The organism is Pedobacter chitinilyticus (genome assembly GCF_003313385.1).
GTDB lineage: Bacteria > Bacteroidota > Bacteroidia > Sphingobacteriales > Sphingobacteriaceae > Pedobacter > Pedobacter chitinilyticus.
In genome coordinates, this window is sequence record NZ_QMHN01000005.1 from 132,311 (window position 1) to 149,318 (window position 17,008).

The 17,008-nt window shown below is 38.1% G+C and carries 15 protein-coding genes and 3 tRNA genes; 4 read left to right on the plus strand and 14 right to left on the minus strand.

What is annotated here, in order from left to right:
• Positions 1-121: 121 nt before the first annotated feature.
• The 10 genes from DUT70_RS15500 to DUT70_RS15545 all read right to left on the minus strand — a co-directional run bounded on the left by DUT70_RS15500 (position 122) and on the right by DUT70_RS15545 (position 10,736).
• Positions 122-1,510 carry a LutB/LldF family L-lactate oxidation iron-sulfur protein gene (locus tag DUT70_RS15500; RefSeq protein WP_113648276.1) on the minus strand — a complete coding sequence of 463 codons (1,389 nt, stop codon included), beginning with the start codon at positions 1,508-1,510 and terminating at the stop codon, positions 122-124.
• A gap of 277 nt (positions 1,511-1,787) precedes the next feature.
• Complete coding sequence (locus tag DUT70_RS15505) at positions 1,788-2,333, minus strand: hypothetical protein (RefSeq protein ID WP_113648277.1); 546 nt, start codon at positions 2,331-2,333, stop codon at positions 1,788-1,790.
• A gap of 250 nt (positions 2,334-2,583) precedes the next feature.
• The gene (locus DUT70_RS15510) at positions 2,584-4,203 is read right to left on the minus strand and encodes a M28 family peptidase (protein ID WP_113648278.1); all 1,620 of its coding nucleotides are present in this window, start codon (positions 4,201-4,203) and stop codon (positions 2,584-2,586) included.
• A gap of 29 nt (positions 4,204-4,232) precedes the next feature.
• Positions 4,233-4,673 (minus strand): ribose 5-phosphate isomerase B, encoded by a 441-nt coding sequence (rpiB, locus tag DUT70_RS15515; protein ID WP_113648279.1) that lies wholly within the window; start codon positions 4,671-4,673, stop codon positions 4,233-4,235.
• Between the two features lie 110 nt (positions 4,674-4,783).
• Positions 4,784-5,668 (minus strand): twin-arginine translocase subunit TatC, encoded by an 885-nt coding sequence (gene tatC, locus DUT70_RS15520; protein ID WP_113648280.1) that lies wholly within the window; start codon positions 5,666-5,668, stop codon positions 4,784-4,786.
• 79 nt (positions 5,669-5,747) lie between these two features.
• Positions 5,748-8,036 (minus strand): glycoside hydrolase family 3 N-terminal domain-containing protein, encoded by a 2,289-nt coding sequence (locus DUT70_RS15525; RefSeq protein WP_113648281.1) that lies wholly within the window; start codon positions 8,034-8,036, stop codon positions 5,748-5,750.
• Positions 8,037-8,332: 296 nt separating this feature from the next.
• The gene (locus DUT70_RS15530) at positions 8,333-8,668 is read right to left on the minus strand and encodes a potassium transporter KefB (protein ID WP_113648282.1); all 336 of its coding nucleotides are present in this window, start codon (positions 8,666-8,668) and stop codon (positions 8,333-8,335) included.
• Between the two features lie 333 nt (positions 8,669-9,001).
• Positions 9,002-9,193 carry a cold-shock protein gene (locus DUT70_RS15535; protein WP_113648283.1) on the minus strand — a complete coding sequence of 64 codons (192 nt, stop codon included), beginning with the start codon at positions 9,191-9,193 and terminating at the stop codon, positions 9,002-9,004.
• Positions 9,194-9,209: 16 nt separating this feature from the next.
• Positions 9,210-9,650, minus strand: coding sequence for a cold-shock protein (locus DUT70_RS15540; protein WP_113648284.1), 441 nt, complete (start codon positions 9,648-9,650; stop codon positions 9,210-9,212).
• Positions 9,651-10,106: 456 nt separating this feature from the next.
• Positions 10,107-10,736 (minus strand): TetR/AcrR family transcriptional regulator, encoded by a 630-nt coding sequence (locus DUT70_RS15545; protein WP_113648285.1) that lies wholly within the window; start codon positions 10,734-10,736, stop codon positions 10,107-10,109.
• Between the two features lie 205 nt (positions 10,737-10,941).
• On the opposite strand from DUT70_RS15545, the gene DUT70_RS15550 reads away from it, so the two are divergent.
• Positions 10,942-11,247: a YARHG domain-containing protein gene (locus DUT70_RS15550; RefSeq protein WP_113648286.1), complete on the plus strand. Its 306-nt coding sequence runs from the start codon at positions 10,942-10,944 to the stop codon at positions 11,245-11,247.
• A gap of 318 nt (positions 11,248-11,565) precedes the next feature.
• Here DUT70_RS15550 and DUT70_RS15555 read toward each other — a convergent pair.
• From DUT70_RS15555 to DUT70_RS15565, 3 genes are all read right to left on the minus strand, one after another.
• Positions 11,566-11,637: transfer RNA gene (locus tag DUT70_RS15555), tRNA-Glu, on the minus strand.
• 78 nt (positions 11,638-11,715) lie between these two features.
• Positions 11,716-11,787 (minus strand) — tRNA-Glu (locus DUT70_RS15560).
• A gap of 32 nt (positions 11,788-11,819) precedes the next feature.
• Positions 11,820-11,895, minus strand: a tRNA-Met gene (locus DUT70_RS15565).
• 305 nt (positions 11,896-12,200) lie between these two features.
• Between DUT70_RS15565 and era the strand changes: the two genes are divergently transcribed.
• The 3 genes from era (at position 12,201) to der (ending at position 15,545) form a co-directional block, all read left to right on the plus strand.
• Complete coding sequence (era, locus tag DUT70_RS15570) at positions 12,201-13,079, plus strand: GTPase Era (protein WP_113648287.1); 879 nt, start codon at positions 12,201-12,203, stop codon at positions 13,077-13,079.
• Between the two features lie 173 nt (positions 13,080-13,252).
• Entirely contained in the window at positions 13,253-14,035 is a 783-nt protein-coding gene (locus DUT70_RS15575) for a DUF3667 domain-containing protein (protein WP_113648527.1), read from the plus strand.
• 208 nt (positions 14,036-14,243) lie between these two features.
• A complete protein-coding gene (gene der / locus DUT70_RS15580; RefSeq protein WP_113648288.1) occupies positions 14,244-15,545 on the plus strand; it encodes a ribosome biogenesis GTPase Der in 1,302 nt (433 codons plus the stop codon).
• A 448-nt stretch (positions 15,546-15,993) separates the two neighbouring features.
• Here the strand turns inward: der and rsgA are convergent, their stop codons facing one another.
• Positions 15,994-16,914, minus strand: a complete 921-nt coding sequence (rsgA, locus tag DUT70_RS15585; protein WP_113648289.1) for a ribosome small subunit-dependent GTPase A — start codon at positions 16,912-16,914, stop codon at positions 15,994-15,996.
• Between the last annotated feature and the right edge of the window lie 94 nt (positions 16,915-17,008).

The window sequence follows — 17,008 nt, forward strand, 5'->3', positions numbered from 1 at the left end:
GAGGATAGTGGTCTTTGCATCTCTTCGCAAAAACAACTAGTACAGGGGCTTACGACTAAAATTTTACCGCAAAGAAGAAGAAAGACACGCTAAGAACGCAAAGGAAAATTAAAATGGATTTTTACTCTTTTTCTTGCTTTTTCTGATGTTCTTCCCAGCGCTTAGCGAAAGACTTGGGTGCTACTTCTGGCATTTCGCGATATTTGCCCCAGCCCTTTTTGAAGAATGTTTTGAGGAAGAAATTCTTCATCTTACCACTAAAAAAGTCCATTAACGAACGTTTTTTCATGCCCTTTTTCCAGATGTTCCAACCAATGTTTTCAGCAGCAGTATTTTCGTTGGACGAAGCAGCATCTCTGCGATTCAGCAACAACATTTTGTGGATGTCGATTTTTAAAGGACAAACTTCAGAGCACTTGCCGCACAAGCTAGAAGCATAGCTTAAATGTTTAAACTCCTTCATGCCCTTAAAATGCGGCGTAATAATGGACCCAATAGGCCCACTGTAGGTGGTGTTATAAGTATGGCCGCCAATATTTTTGTAAACAGGACAGGCATTTAAACAAGCGCCACAACGGATGCAATATAAAGCTTGGCGTTGATCTTTTTGAGCCAATAAATTGGTCCGCCCATTGTCTAGCAAAATCACATACATTTCCTCTGGACCGTCAGTTTCGTTGGCTTGTCTTGGGCCACTTAAAATTGTATTGTAAACCGTAAGATTTTGTCCTGTACCATGACTAGAAAGCAAAGGCCAAAACAAATCCAAATCTGTTAACGAGGGTACCAGTTTTTCGATGCCTACAATGGCAATATGTATTTTGGGAAAGGTGGTGGTTAACCTGGCGTTGCCTTCATTTTCCGTAAGCGCAATACTTCCCGTATCAGCAATTAGGAAATTTCCTCCAGTAATGCCAATATCTGCTGTTAAATATTTTTCTCTCAGTAATTCCCGGGCTTTTTGAGTAAGCTGCTCAGGCGTAGCATCAATGGGAGTTCCAAATTTTTCGTGGAACAACTTGGCAATATCCTCCTTACTCAGGTGCATGGCAGGCGTTACAATATGGTAGGGTGCCTGCCCCAACAATTGCACAATATATTCGCCCAAATCACTCTCCAAAGACTCAATGTCATGTTTCTCTAGAAATTCATTTAAATGAATTTCCTCGGTAGTCATCGACTTTGACTTGATGACACTTTTGCCACCAACACGTTGAATAATCTGTAGAATTTCCTTTTGCGCCTCGGCAGCATCATTTGCCCAAATCACCTTTCCGCCACGTTTCTGGAAATTCGACTCAAACTCAGGTAAAAGCTTGTCCAAATTTTCCATCACACGCCACTTAATCACGTGTGCCCTACGTTTCGATACCTCTAAATTTTCAAACTTAGATAAGCCACGAGCCACCGCCACATTATACTTACCAATGTTGTAATTAATGGTATTACGGTGTGGGACATCGAAGGCCTTTTCATCGGCTTTTACTAAAAATTCTTCGGCAATATTCATCAGTCGTCAAATATAGGCAAATAGGCTAGGGCTTTAAAATTTAACGAGTGGATGTTGATATAATTATGCCATCTGCACCAACTTTTAAGATTAAAGTGCATTATTTTTCGAAAAGCAATAACAGTAGTACATCGGAAATAGCAGTCCTGCACTTCGCTACAAGTCCTCTCCCAAGTTTCACTTGGGCTGCGGGCTTTCCACTACGTTCAGGTTTAGTTTAGTAAACCTCGTAGGTTTTAAAACCTACGAGGTTTCTGTCTTTGCCCCTTGCCTCTGTCTATTTCAAGTTGTCAATTTCCTTCATGTAGGCCAAATATGCCTGCTTATAGTTCATTTCCTTGTTTTCAGCTTTGGAAATAAACAAAAGGAAATCATCAAGGTCTGCTTCCGTGAAGCCTAATTTTCTGAAAAGTACTTGGTCGTTGCTCCAATTTTGTGGGTTTACTTTAATGGAGGCCATTTGCTTATAAAGTACAATTCCTTTTCTAAACTCGGCATATCCAATGCCACCTTTAAAAGTTTGAATGGCATTAATTAAAGTTTTATAGGTGACTGCCGAATCAACTTTGGTTTCAATCAATACCGCGTATAAAATTTGAGGCTTTAAAATTTCTATATCAACACTATCTAGCTGGATATATTTTTTGATGACGTTGATGTCTTCCAAAAAAAGTGAATCGGTAGATTTTAAACGGCTTTGCAAAAAATGAGGTTCCTTGGCAAGTAGCTGTTGGTTGGCGGTGTTTTCCTGTGCATAACCAAAAGAGGCTATAAAAAGCAGTAGAAAAGTAGCTAATAAGTGAAGATATTTTTTGTTTTTCATCGGCTGTAAAGATAAGGTTTTGATAATCAGACTTACGAAGTTTTATAAACTTCATAAGTCTTAGTAATAAACAACATGTCGATTAAAAGTAATGCTTCCCTCTCCTTTACAAGTAGTACCTGTTCCGATTCATCGGAACGGTTAGGGAGAGGATGAACTAACACAGGAATGATAGACATAAAACTGCTCTTCTAAAAACAAAAAAATCCCGTCAGTTACCTAACGGGATTGAATATATTTTAAAACAAGTTTAGTTTGTTTTTAAGGTGCCATCAGCATTTTTGTTCACCACTGGTCTATTCTCGCCATTGGCAAGTTCCCAAGCCGTATAGTAAACCAATTGCGCTCTTTTTGCCAACATTGGGAAGTCTATTTTACTTACCTCATCACCTGGTTGGTGATAGTCTTTATGTACACCGTTGAAATAAAAAATCACTGGAATACCATGTTTAGCAAAGTTATAGTGATCTGAACGATAGTAGAAACGGTTAGGATCTGTACGGTTGTTGTAGGTCTCATCTAAAACGATGTTTACATAGTCCGTGTTCGCCTTTTTGCCAATTTTGTCCAAGTCATCGCTTAACATATTTGAACCAATGATATATACAAAATTATTATCACCAGGACGTTTATCATCGCCGCGACCAATCATATCAATGTTTAAGTTGGTGATGGTGTTCTCCAAAGCAAATACTGGATGTTCAGAATACCACTCAGAACCCCAAAGGCCTTTTTCTTCACCACAAACCGTCATAAATAAAATACTGCGTTTAGGACCATGACCTTCTTTTTTAGCTTTTGCAAAAGCCTCAGCAAGCATTAAAACGCCAGTAGTTCCAGAACCATCATCATCAGCACCGTTGTTAACTTTATCAGTAGCATTAGGGTCTGTTACTAAACCGATATGGTCATAGTGACCTGTAACTACTACCACTTCATTTTTCAATTTAGGGTCTGAACCTTCTAAAAATCCTAATACGTTATCTGCTTTAATATCCTCTTCTACCAATTTAGCAGTAAAAGCAACAGGGATGTTAATTACTGTGGTAGCGGGTTTTAAGGTTTCGGCAATTTTTTTCTTTACTTCTTCTAGGTTGGTATTAGCACCAGCCAAAATTTGGTTAGCTACTGTGGTACCTATGGTGACTACTGGTAAGGTATTTTTGTTGCTGGCATCTTCTCTTTTTAAATCGGCACTGCCTTCGGCTAAATAAGCTCTTTGGGCATCACTAAGCGATTCAACTCTTTCATTGATCACTAAAACACCAGCTGCTTTGTTGTCTTGAAGATATTTGATTTTTGCTTGTTGGCTACCTACACTGCTTTGTCCTCTACGGCCTTGCGCTGGTTGTGCGGGAGCTTTAGCGGTTGGATCGCCAGTGGCAAATATCACTACCACTTTACCTGCTACATTTTGACCAGCATATTCGTTAAAGTCTTCCTTGTTTAAACCGTAACCAGCAAAAATAATAGAAGATGCTTTTACGTTGAAGCCTTTAGCTGGGGTAGACGTTGCTAAGATGTAAAAATCTTTGAAATTTTCTTTGGTTTGTGAACCTACTTTTAAAGAAACACCAGAAAGCTTTTTAGCAGAAATACCTACCGCTTGTAGATAAGGATCTTTGCCGCCCTTTACAGGTCCTATTAAGCCAAAACTTTGGAATTGTTTCTTAATGTACTCCGCTGCCATCCATCCACCTTTTGTACCAGTTTCGCGACCTTCGTACTCATCTGATGCTAAAATAGACAGGTGCTGATAAGCTCTATCCTTGTTTACTGGCGCACTAAATTTGATGGCATTTTGATCTTGCGCCATCGCACCAAAACTAAGCGCCAGCGCCAGTGAGGTGTATAAAAACTTTTTATTCATTGTTGTTAGTTAAGGTTGTTCGTTTATTGTTAGCACGATATTTTGTTCACTCTATTGGCGTGCCTACCACCTTCAAAAGGTGTTTCCAAAAATGCGGTAACCATTTCTTTGGCCAGCTCAGGAGACACAAAACGAGCGGGAATACAAATGACATTTGCATTGTTATGCTGTCTTGAAAGTTTGGCAATATCGGTTAGCCAAGTCACTGCGGCTCTAATGCCCTGATGCTTATTTGCCGTAATGGCTACTCCTTGCCCGCTTCCACATACTAAAATTCCAAAATCCGCTTCGCCTTTTTCAACACTACTTGCTACAGGATGTGCAAAATCAGGATAATCTACCGAATCCAGTGAATGGGTGCCAAAATCTGTTACTTGGTAATCAGCTAAAAAAGCCTTTAATATTTCCTTGTACTCAAAGCCAGCGTGGTCTGCCCCGATGGCTAATTTGATTGAATTTGTTGTAGACATATCCAAATGTATATAGAATTAATAAATATGGTAGGTAAATATTTTGTTGTAGAACTTACTAGGGGGTAACTTCCTATTCTTTGTTCCTTATTCTTTTTTCTTTACACTAATTACTTGTTATTATAAAACGCTAGTTCTGCTTTTTTCTTTTTCTTCTCAATATTGGCCGAGATTAAGATACTTAGCTCGTACAATAAGAAAAGCGGGAAAGCCACAATAAGCATGGTATAAGGATCGGCAGTAGGTGTAACTACAGCAGCAACCACCAAGATTAATACCGCTGCATACCTCCTAGTAGAGCGCATGAACTTTGGTGTCATAACGCCAAGTTTCGACAAGATGTAAATAACGACAGGTAATTGGAAAATGATACCCGAACCTAAAGTAAGTGTTAAAACTGTAGATAAATAAGATGAAATGGTAAACGTATTTTCGATGCTGCTATCTACCGTGTAGTTAATTAAAAAGTTGATTGATAGTGGGCAGATAAGGTAGTAACCAAACAATAAGCCAAGGGCGAACAAAAACGAAGCAAAAGCCACAAAACCACTTGCTGATTTACGTTCTGCTTCTAATAATGCGGGTTTAATGAACAGCCAAATTTCAAATAACAAATAAGGAACTCCTAAAATTACACCAGCCATTACACATGAGTTCATTTGTAAGGTGAATTGTCCCGACATTTCGGTATTGATGATTTTGGCATGGATTTCTTTGATACAGAATTCCTGTCCAATAGAAGGGAAAGCTTCCACCAATTTGCACATCATGCGATAGGTCCAAAAATCAGCATTTTTTGGAGCCATGATCACGTCATGCCAAATGAAATCAGTGAAATAGAAAGCCAAACATACAAAAACCGTAACGACCGCTAAGGCCCTTAGCAAATGTTTGCGCAATATATCTAAATGATCAAAAAAAGACATTTCTGCCTCTAGGTTTTTTCCTTTATTCTTTATCGAATCGATTAAGTCTTTGGCCTTATTACTACTCATTTCAACTATTTGAAAACAAAAATACCATTCTATTTGATTAGAATGGTATTGATGTTGCAATTAACTTTTGAATTAACAATTATTCTACAAAGAAGTTTTTGCTGAGCAGTCCAATTTTCACCTTAAACTCTCCTGGTTCCACTACCGAACGATTGTCTAAATGAGTGAAAGAAAAATCTTTTTGGTTTAGCTTAAAAGTGATCGTTTGCTTTTCGCCAGGCTTAAGATTAATTTTTTCGAAGCCACGTAATCTTCTCGAATCGGGAGTGAGTGTGGCGTATAAATCACTCAAATAGAGTTCAACCACCTCTTTGCCTTCTCTGCTGCCAGTGTTGCTCACTTCTACAGATACGGTTAACTCTTGGTTGGCCTTGATTTTTTCGGCACTTAATTTCAGGTTTTCAAATTTGAAAGTTGTGTAGCTTAAGCCATAACCAAATTCATATTGCGGGTTGTATTCTGCAGCATAATTGTACACGCCTTCCATTACAGTTCTATTTTCTGATGGCTTATGGTTATAGCCTAACAAAGAGTTTGGATATCTAGGATAGTTGTAAGGCAGTTTTCCAGATGGGTTAACCTCACCAAAAAGAATATCCGCCAAAGCATCACCCCCAAAATTTCCAGGTAAATAAGCTTGTAAAATGCCAGCCATTTTAGGTTCAAACTTGCTGATCAATCTAGGTCGACCTTCGTTAAGAACCAAAATAATTGGCTTTCCAGTAGCACCAAGCTTTAACGCCAATTCTGTTTGTAAGTCAGACATATACAAGTCACTTAAGTTTCCAGGGCTTTCCGTATAGGAGTTTTCACCCAAGCAAAGCACGATGGCGTCGGCATCTTGAGCGGCCTTTACAGCCTTTTCTATCCCATTCTCAAATTCTTCATAGTATTTGCCATCCATTTTATAGCTTACACCTTCTACAAAAGCAACGTTCTCTTTGCCTGCTTTTTGGGTAAGGGCTTCTAAGATGGTATTGTATTTACCCGCAAATTCTTCCACTTTTTCGCCTTGCCATGAGTAGGTCCAACCGCCGTTTAGCGTACGCATAGAATTAGCGTTAGGTCCTGTCACCAATAATTTAGTACCTTTTTTTAATGGCAATAGGTTGTTAGTATTCTTTAGTAAAGTGATGGATTCAGCTGCCGTTTGGTAAGCAGCTTGTTCAAATTCTTTACTTCCAAATTTTGGGTATTGTTTAAGATCGTAAACTGCTTTTTCAAATAAGCCCAACTTGTATTTTAAAGTAAGGATATGGCCTACCGCATCGTTAATTCTAGTTTCTTTAACCTTTCCTTCTTTAACCAGGGCAATGAGATTGTCACAAAATCGCTCATAATCATAAGCAATCATCGACATGTCGATACCTGCATTGATGGCCAACATAATGGCTTCCTTGTGGTCTTTTGCAACGCGATCTCTGGTATGCAAGTTTTCAATATCACCCCAGTCGGTTACAATTAGTCCTTTAAATCCAAGTTCCTCTCTTAACAGTTTGGTTAAAAGTTGATAGTTAGCATGTACAGGTACACCATTGATAATGCCCGAATTGATCATAATACTATGTGCGCCAGCTTCAATGGCCGCTTTAAACGGTGGAAGATGGTAGTCTCTCAATACATGATCAGGGATATAGGCAGGTGTTCTATCTTTTCCAGAGACCGATACCTGATAACCTACAAAATGTTTCAAACATGAAGCCACTCGATACGGATCGGCAACATTATTCCCTTCAAAACCTTTAATCATTTGAAGTCCCAGTTCGGTAATCAAATACGGATCTTCTCCGAAGGTTTCCCACTGACGGGGAAAACGGGGATCTGGTGCTAAATCCAGCACTGGCGAAAAATTCCAAGGAATAGCACTTGCTCTGGTTTCATAAGCCGTAATTTCAGCTCCTTTGTAAACTAATGAGCGATTACGAGTGGCCGCCTGACCAATTTGTTGCGGGAACATGGTAGCATCAGCAGTGTAGGTAGTGCCATGAACAGCGTCGATACCGTATAGTACCGGGATATTAAGGCGTCCTTTGCCCGTTTCCTGTATTTTATTGATGATTTGATGCCATACTTCACGAGTTCGAGCTCTATTGTTGGCCGTGTTCAGTACCGAACCTACTTTGTATTTCACCAAAGCATGTTCCAATCGTTGTTGATTGAGTGCAACAGGTTCGTCGCTACTGTATCTGTCCTTTCCATTGGTAATTACGTCCATGGTAATTTGTGCCATTTGGCCGACTTTTTCTTCCAAAGTCATTTTAGACAGTAAGCTTTTTACTTTTTGGTCGATGACTGCGTCGGCTTGTTTTTGTGCGACAGAAAATAGCGAAAATGCCAGTAGGGGGACAGTGAGGAGTGTTTTTTTCATTTTTAATTCCTACGGTGATTAGTGGTTTTTATTGATGTGTTAAATGACGAGCAACTAATAAAGCGCATGAATATGCCTTTGATGAGTTCATGGTTATACTTGGTTGCCTTAATACCAAATATCTATTAAATTACTTCAAAAGCCCAAAAATGGACTTTCTCAAAACCACTACAGGTGTGAAAAAAGATCAAGCGCATAGATCATGAAGTGTAAGGACTACATTAAACAAAAAAAGAAGCCATCAGGACTTCCTTTTAAAGAGAGATTAACTTATAAAATGACGTTAGAGAAGAGGTTTAGTCCCAAAGGGTGCCGTCTAATCCAAGGATGGTTCCTACCCATAAAATGAATACGTAAACCAGGACACTAATGAGGTTGGCTATGATGGTGTTCCAGCCACCTCGTTTACGCAGCCCCTCCATTAAATGGTAAAAAAGACCACCCATGGCACCCGCTAGCGGAACTACAATTAAAGGTCTTAAAAACCAAAGCCTACCCCAAGCAGGATCAGCATTTTTAACGGTAATTAATAGCGCGGAAATGAGGATCAACGCTGTTGCAGCCCCAACCATCATGCGTTTAGCAATTAAATTCGTTTGGCGCTGAACAAGGATATCGTAATTTGCTTCCATTGTTTTTGTTTTTTAAAGTGCTTTGTGATTCAAAGTTAATATAAATTACTTTGTTTTACAAAGTGAAAAATAAAAAAACTAAAATGAAGGAGGAAGAATATTTTTAATGGGATGTTTTATAGGACGGTTTCGCTTCCTTGAAATCTCATCTAATTAAAAAAGCCAGCAAGAAATTTCTTGCTGGCTCGGCTGATCGGATTAACTTTTACTGAAGGAACAGAGTTATTTGTTAACTTAAACCAACTATTGTAAAGTATTAATCTATTATCGTTTCGTAAGTGCGTTAAAAAAGCTCCTTTGTGGAGCTTTTCTGAATTTTATTTTTTGGTAGAATTATGCAATTCTAACGTTTACGGCATTTAATCCTTTTTTGCCTCTTTCAACCTCATAAGTTACTTGGTCATTCTCTCTAATTTGATCCTGTAGGCCAGAGCTATGTACGAAAACATCTTCTCCTCCAGCTGTAGGTGTAATGAAGCCAAATCCTTTTGTTTCATTGAAAAATTTTACTGTTCCTTGTTGCATTATTGTATTTATTAAATTATTTATTGTCGTTAATTTTTTTAACCATTATTGCATTGTAACCTCTTGAGCCTTTTTCTCTCTCGAAACTTACTCTGTCGTTATTTTTTATAGGCTGTGTGAGTCCGCTGCTGTGCACAAAAATTTTACCTTTATTAGCATCATCGATAATAAAACCATAGCCCTTTAAAGGATCATAAGAAGATACCAAACCAGTACGTTCTTTCGATTCAGGTACAACAGGAGCTGCTCCTAGCTGAATATCTTCTAACTTAATCTCGCTTCTTACTGCGGTAACAGGCGTATCAGTGATATTTCCAAACTCATCCACATAAGCAATCATGTCTTCAAAAGAAGTTTTTGATCCATCTTGCTTACGGTCCATCATTTTTCTTGATTTTTCCTGTTTTTTCTTTGCTTTACTTTTGTTTCTTTCTTTTTTGGCGAACGATTCACCCATACATATTCCTTTCTAAAGATTAATTGATTCTCACTGATGTTCCCTAAGCATATATTGCTGTTTAAGGATGGCCAATTTTTCTTGGATATTTCTTATTCCCTTTGTATAAGACAGTGTTATGCATGGAGAAGGAAACATGTAATCTATAAGATATACCATTTTTAGCGGTAAATTCTATTTGACTTCTCAGGATAACATCATTTTTGCTGTTACAAAAACATGTTGTAAAATACGGGAGCTGGAAAGCGAAAACTGAGATGAAGAAATTATTCCAACTATATCAGAAAAGGCCAAGACAGAACCTTGTTGTTGGCACAAAGATACCTTTAATTTATGGCATTAGCTAATTTTAGCAAGTAATAAGTTGCTGTTTTCATTGTAAATGAACTGTAAAACAGTGGTTAAGCCGTTGTAGTGGCATAAAACGATTAGGAAAATATTTTTCGTTTTTTACATCTACATCGATGAATAAGTCTGTTCGACAAGAAAGGTGGTTGCCTGACGAATTTTTGATCTACCTTCCTCGGTTTTTAAATCTATGCCGCAAAAATGACTGCCGTTTACTTCTGTGAATAGGTTGAGATAGTAAAGTCCAGCAACTAAAATAGCCATTACTGCACGGTGATCTGATGCCTTATCTCCAAAATGTGGATCGCTAATGCCCTTAAGCAGTATTTCACCATTTGCTTCTTGATCGTCAATTAATTTTTGAAGCGATTTACGTTCTTCGGAGAGGCTCCATAATAGCACTTTTTGCAACGCTTTATTTTGGGACACAAATTCAAACTGTTCCAACAGCATGCGTTTTAAAAAATCCTTTCCGCCATCTGTAATTTTCTTCGGAACCAAATCGCCAGTAACATTACTCCAAAAATCCTGGGAATGAATATATTCATCAATAAGCTGCTCAGTACTTCCAAAATATTTATAAATCAGTTTTTTATCTAAACCAGCTGTTGCTGCGATGTTGTTTACTTTCAATGCCGTATGGCCTTTGGAGCGAAGGATTGTCCCAACGGCGTCCAAAAATTGCTGCTTGCTCTTGTTTTTGTCTCTAGCCCGGTTTGTTAGGGGATTTGTTTCCATATTGCGGTAGTTTTAAAGATTTGTACTCAATATTTTTCAAAAATAACAAATTATAAGGTCACCACTTGGTGACTTTTAATATATTTGCAGTAAACGAAGCGTTCGTCTATCGTTTGTTGCGCCCTACACTTACCCTTAATAGAGAAAAATATAGAGAATGGAATGGTTTTTTGATCATGAATGAAATAAAAATGTTTAAAATACAATGAAATATATATACCTCTGGTTTCTCTTTTTATTTTGTACTACAGCTAATGCCCAAACACTGAAAGACTTCTCCTCTTGTGCTAGCAAGCTTATTAATCAGGCAGAAATAGCAGATCTGAGCATAGATGAAATACGATTGCTGGCCAACGAGATCTATGCAAGAAAAGGTTATCGTTTCGATAATCAAAGATTTCAGGATTTTTTTGATGGGCAAAGCTGGTACAAGTCTGTTAAGGAAAACAAGAGCATTATTTATAGCAAAGAAGCCACGATCATAAGGATTGGTGTTTGTGATGAATCCTAGGCGTGCAGAAAAGATGGTTAGAAATTTCCATACAGGTGATTTATTGTACTACCAATAAAAGAAATCTCAAAGATCCGCAAAGCGATCTTAAATAGGTGTAAAGTGTACCAAAGAAATGGCTCTCGAAAACAAAGAACCAACGTATTTATTTAAATCGTTGGTTTTGTTTTTTTAGCCAATGTCAAAACTAGTCTGTAAAGCCAAATGGAATTGCTTTCTATTGTGCGGATCTCTTAATAGTCTGTTAAATTTTGCGATTGTCGCAAAAAGATATAAACAAAAAAAACCGCTTAATTTTTAACATTAAGCGGTTTCTAGTAGCCCGTAGGGGAATCGAACCCCTGTTTCCAGAATGAAAATCTGGCGTCCTCACCCCTAGACGAACGGGCCAAAATTTCAAAGTATCAAGCAGTATAACTCGCTGTCATCTGCATAAAAAAACATCAACCAGATGTGTAGTTGATGTTGTAGCCCGTAGGGGAATCGAACCCCTGTTTCCAGAATGAAAATCTGGCGTCCTCACCCCTAGACGAACGGGCCATTAAATCAGAAGTGTCATTTCAACTTCTTTTTGGTAGCGGGGACACGACTCGAACGTGCGACCTTCGGGTTATGAGCCCGACGAGCTACCAACTGCTCCACCCCGCACTCTATACAATTCGTTTTTTCTTTGGTTAAATCCTTAACACTGTTTCCGAATTGGAATGCAAAGATAGGAATGTTTTTTTTTAGTGCAAATGTTTTTGAGGAAAAATTTAAAATAAATCATAAAATGACCTTTAGGGCTTCTTTGTGATATTTTTTGGTAAAAATAGCTGACGCCTTTTTGCTTGATATGCAAAAAATTAATAGCGCTTTATCTTCTTATAAAATTAAAAAACGTAATCGGCATAAGGAGCGTGAGTAGCATTTTGCGTATTATTGCAGATTATTAATATCCTTATCAAAATATTATGGCACACAAAGCAGGGTTCGTTAGCATCATAGGTAAACCAAACGTGGGAAAATCTACACTGATGAATGCGTTGATAGGAGAAAAACTATCTATCATTACCCCAAAAGCGCAGACTACCCGTCATCGTATATTAGGTATTGTTAACGAAGAAGATTTTCAGATTGTATTTTCTGACACTCCAGGCATCATTAAACCTAAATATGGTTTACAAGATTCGATGATGACTGCAGTAGGAGGCGCTTTGCAAGACGCTGACCTTATTTTTTTTGTGACCGATATTAACGAACGCCATGATGAAAATGATGTGCTTGAAAAGATTGCGAATACTAATATCCCTTTAGTAGTACTGATAAACAAAGTAGATAACGCTAATCAAGAACAGGTGTTAGAGAAGATGAATTATTGGAAGGAAAAATTAAATCCGATGCACATTTTCGCCATTTCGGCCCTACATGGTTATAACCTAGAAGGATTGTTGCCCTTGATCTTGGAGGTGATCCCAGAGCACCCAGCTTATTATGATAAAGAAGACCTGACCGATAGACACCTGCGTTTCTTTGTTTCGGAAATCATCAGGGAAAAAATCTTTAATAACTACCAAAAGGAAATTCCTTATAGTACTGAGGTAATTGTTACCGCTTTTAAGGAAGAAGAAAATCTGACCAGAATTAGTGCTGAAATTATTGTGGAGCGTGAATCGCAAAAAAATATCCTGATTGGTAAAGGCGGCGCTAGTTTGAAAAAAGTAGGAATGGAAGCTCGTAAGGACATTGAGAAGTTCATCGATTCGAAAGTGTTTTTGGAAACCTTTGTGAAAGTAATTCCAGATTGGAGAAGTAAAAAGAACTACCTAAAAAACTTCGGTTATGATGGCTAGTTGAACTAGTATATGTTTATTCGAAAATATTTTAGAGCCAAGGGTTTTGTCCTTGGCTTTTTTATCGCTTTTTTTTATACTTGCATAACCATTTTTGAGGCTTAAATTTTAGCCTTTAGGCCGCATAATGGATAGTGAGAATTAGAATAGAAACGCAAAACAACCCTGTTAAAATGGCAAGTACCTGTCTTAACTGTCAATCAACCATTACCGAAAACTTTTGTGGCAATTGTGGACAGAAGAAATTTAAACGAATTGATCGAAAATACGTTGTAGATGAAGCGCAATACTTGTTGGTACACACCAATAAGGGTTTTCTATATTCTGTAAAAAACATCCTCAAAAACCCAGGTAAAACAGCCAGAGATTTTATTGACGGAAATAGGGTTAATCATTACAAACCGCTTCTTTTGGCTTTTGTATTAAGTGGTATCTCTGCATTTATTTCTTTTAAGATCCTTAATTTAAATGAGCTTTTAGGACAATTTATGGTCCAAACAAGTGGCGCTAATGCTAACAAGGCACTTTCTTTTTTGTCGAGCTATAACTCGGTAATTATGCTCGCTTTCCTGCCAGTTCTTGCCATTTTTACTTCCATTATTTTTCGCAAATGGGGGCAAAACTACTATGAACACATCGTCATGAATGCTTTTGGGCTTTCATGTTATACGCTAATTACCATCATTGTTTCTTATCCTATTCTCTATTTAGTAAGGGGAAATATGGGAGCATTTATGAAGGTGTTTTCTGCTTCCACGTTAATCATTCCTTTTATTTTTGTATGGTTTTATCGAGGTTTTTATCCTGAAAAGTCAATAGGGAAAATCATTCTAAAAGTATTGCTTATTATAGTGTCTGTATTCTTAGCCTATATGGCAGTAATTTTCATTGCTGTTATTCTTGTCACTATTATCAAAGGGCCAGAGGCACTTAAGATGTTTCAGCCGCCAAAATAAGCGATATGTTTCCATTGTCAAGCCTTTACTTAAGGGCATGTAAAGTTACTCGCCAATAGTTCAAAAAATAAGCGTACTTTTGCAAGTCAAACCCTTTACGCAAAAAGGGAATGAAACGAGAAACAGTTGTTAAATGATTGTGTGTCATTTAAAATGCTGAAATCGTAAACCCCCTGCCTAACGCAGGCAAGCAAAATCGTATATTAAAATGAGCAATATCATCGCCATTGTAGGCAGACCCAACGTAGGAAAATCAACCCTTTTTAACCGCTTAACAGAAAGCCGCAAGGCCATTGTTGATGATTTTAGTGGGGTAACCAGAGATAGACACTACGGCAAAGCCGAGTGGACAGATAAAGAATTTACGGTAATTGATACTGGTGGCTATGTGGCGAACTCTGAAGATTTGTTCGAAGCGGCCATTCGTGAACAGGTAGTTATTGCTATAGAAGAAGCTTCTGTAATTATCTTCATGGTAGATGTAACTACTGGTATCACCGATTTAGATGATGATATTGCTAATTTACTGCGTAAGAGCAAAAAGCCTGTTTTTGTAGTGGTGAACAAAGTAGACAATACGGCATTAGAAACAGAATCTTCAGTGTTTTATAGCTTTGGTTTGGGCGAAATTTATACCATCTCTTCGATGACTGGTTCTGGTACAGGTGATCTGTTGGATGAAGTTGTTAAGCACTTCGAAGATATTCAGGAAGAAGAAAATACTTTGCCAAAAATTACCATTGTAGGTAGACCGAACGTAGGTAAATCTTCTTTAATTAACGCCTTAATTGGTAAAGACAGAAATATTGTAACCCCAATTGCTGGGACTACACGTGATTCGATACATATTCATTATAACCAGTATGGACACGAATTCATGTTTATTGATACTGCTGGTTTGCGTAAAAAAACCAAAGTAAAGGAAAACATCGAATTTTATTCGGTAATGCGTACTATTAAGGCTTTGGAAGATTCTGACGTGGTGATGCTAATGTTAGATGCGGAAGAAGGCTTAGAATCACAGGATATCAATATTTTTCACCTAGCGGAGAAGAACAAAAAAGGCGTGGTGATTTTGGTGAACAAATGGGATTTGATCGAAAAGAACGACAAGACCATGAAAGCATTCGAAGAGCAAATTAAGCAGAAGTTGCAGCCATTTACCGATGTGCCTATTCTTTTTATCTCGGTGCTAAATAAACAACGTATTTTCAAAGCAATAGAAACTGCATTAGAAGTACAGAAAAACAGAAGTAAGAAAATCCCGACTTCTAAACTGAACGATGTGCTGTTACCTATTATTGAGGCTTATCCGCCGCCAGCCACCAAAGGAAAATACATCAAAATCAAGTACATTACCCAAATTAATGGCGTAGCACCAATGTTCGCGTTTTTCTGCAACCTACCTCAATACATCAAAGAGCCTTACAAGCGTTTTATTGAGAATAAGCTGCGTGAAAACTTCGATTTTTCTGGTGTCCCTATCCAAATTTATTTCAGACAGAAATAGTTGTTAAAAGTGCCTTTATCTTTCTATTGGAGAGAGGTGTAAGAAGGATAGAAAGGGTTTTAGAAAAGCAAAAACAGAAGCTTTATCCAAATTCAGCCCTGCTGTTCGCTACAATCTTTTTGTCATTGCAACCTTTTAAACCTCGCAGGTTTTTAAAACCTGCGAGGTTTCTACCAGCAACCTATGCAACAAAAAGGATTTTTGCTGCCATCAGGTTTAATTGGCAATGCTTTTGCTGGTGGGCGGGGTTGCTTAGCACAAGCTTAGGTTGTATAGCCCTTTTTGCAGCGGCATCTTTTGGGCGCACGAAGTAAGCGCAAAAATACAGCGTAAAAAAGGACTGCGTTTTCATCGTCGCACTGTCATTGCGCTACAAGAAAATGGTTTTAAATAAACTGTGCCTAGTCACTAACTACTAGTTCCTGGCCACTAATTCCTAGCAACTATTCTAAGCTCTTGTATCGTTCCCAAAATAGATACTTTGGTAGCTGTCGTAACGAGAAGGTTCTATTTCGCCTTCCTCCACTGCTTTGATAATTGTGCAACCAGGCTCGTTAATGTGCCTACAGTTGTTGAACTTGCACTGATTAAGCCTTTCCCTCATTTCCACAAAAAAGTGGCTCAGCTCTTCTTTTTCAATGTCTACAATACCCAATTCCCTAATGCCTGGCGTATCAATTAGGTAGCCGCCAAAAGGAAGATGGTGCATTTCTGCAAAAGTGGTGGTGTGTTGGCCCTTATCGCTTGACTCGCTTATTTCACCCGTCTTCAAATCAAAATCAGGTAAAATAGCATTAATTAAGCTCGATTTGCCTACGCCAGAATGGCCTGAGAATAATGTAACCTTATCTTTCAGCAAAGCTTCTATTTGGGCAATATTGGTACCTTGCAGCGCAGAAACTTCATAGCAGGAGTAGCCAATATTTTCGTAGATGGCTTTGTAATCAGCCAATATATCCAAGCCATCATCACTGTAAATGTCAAGCTTGTTGAATATCAAACAGGTTGGAATGTCATAAGCTTCGGCAGTTACCAAAAACCTATCGATAAAACCCAGGGAAGTACGTGGCGAGGCCAAAGTCACAATCAAAAAAGCCTGATCCAGGTTGGCAGCAATAACTTGTGTTTGTTTGCTGAGGTTAATGGATTTACGGATGATGTAGTTCTTGCGGTCGTGTAGGTGGTTGATTACACCCGTTTCGGCATTAGGTTCCAGCTCAAAATCTACATTGTCGCCAACGGCAATAGGATTGGTGGTTTGTATACCTTTAATACGAAACTTACCCTTGATGCGACAAGAATAAATATGGCCGTCTTCGGCAAATACTTGATACCAACTTCCGGTAGATTTAATGACTAATCCCTGCATATTTAATTGATGTAAAGGTAAGTTTTTGTGCTGAAAGTAGGATAAATATTAATCGTAATTAACCACCTTAGCCATCTTAGATCATTTTAGTTTT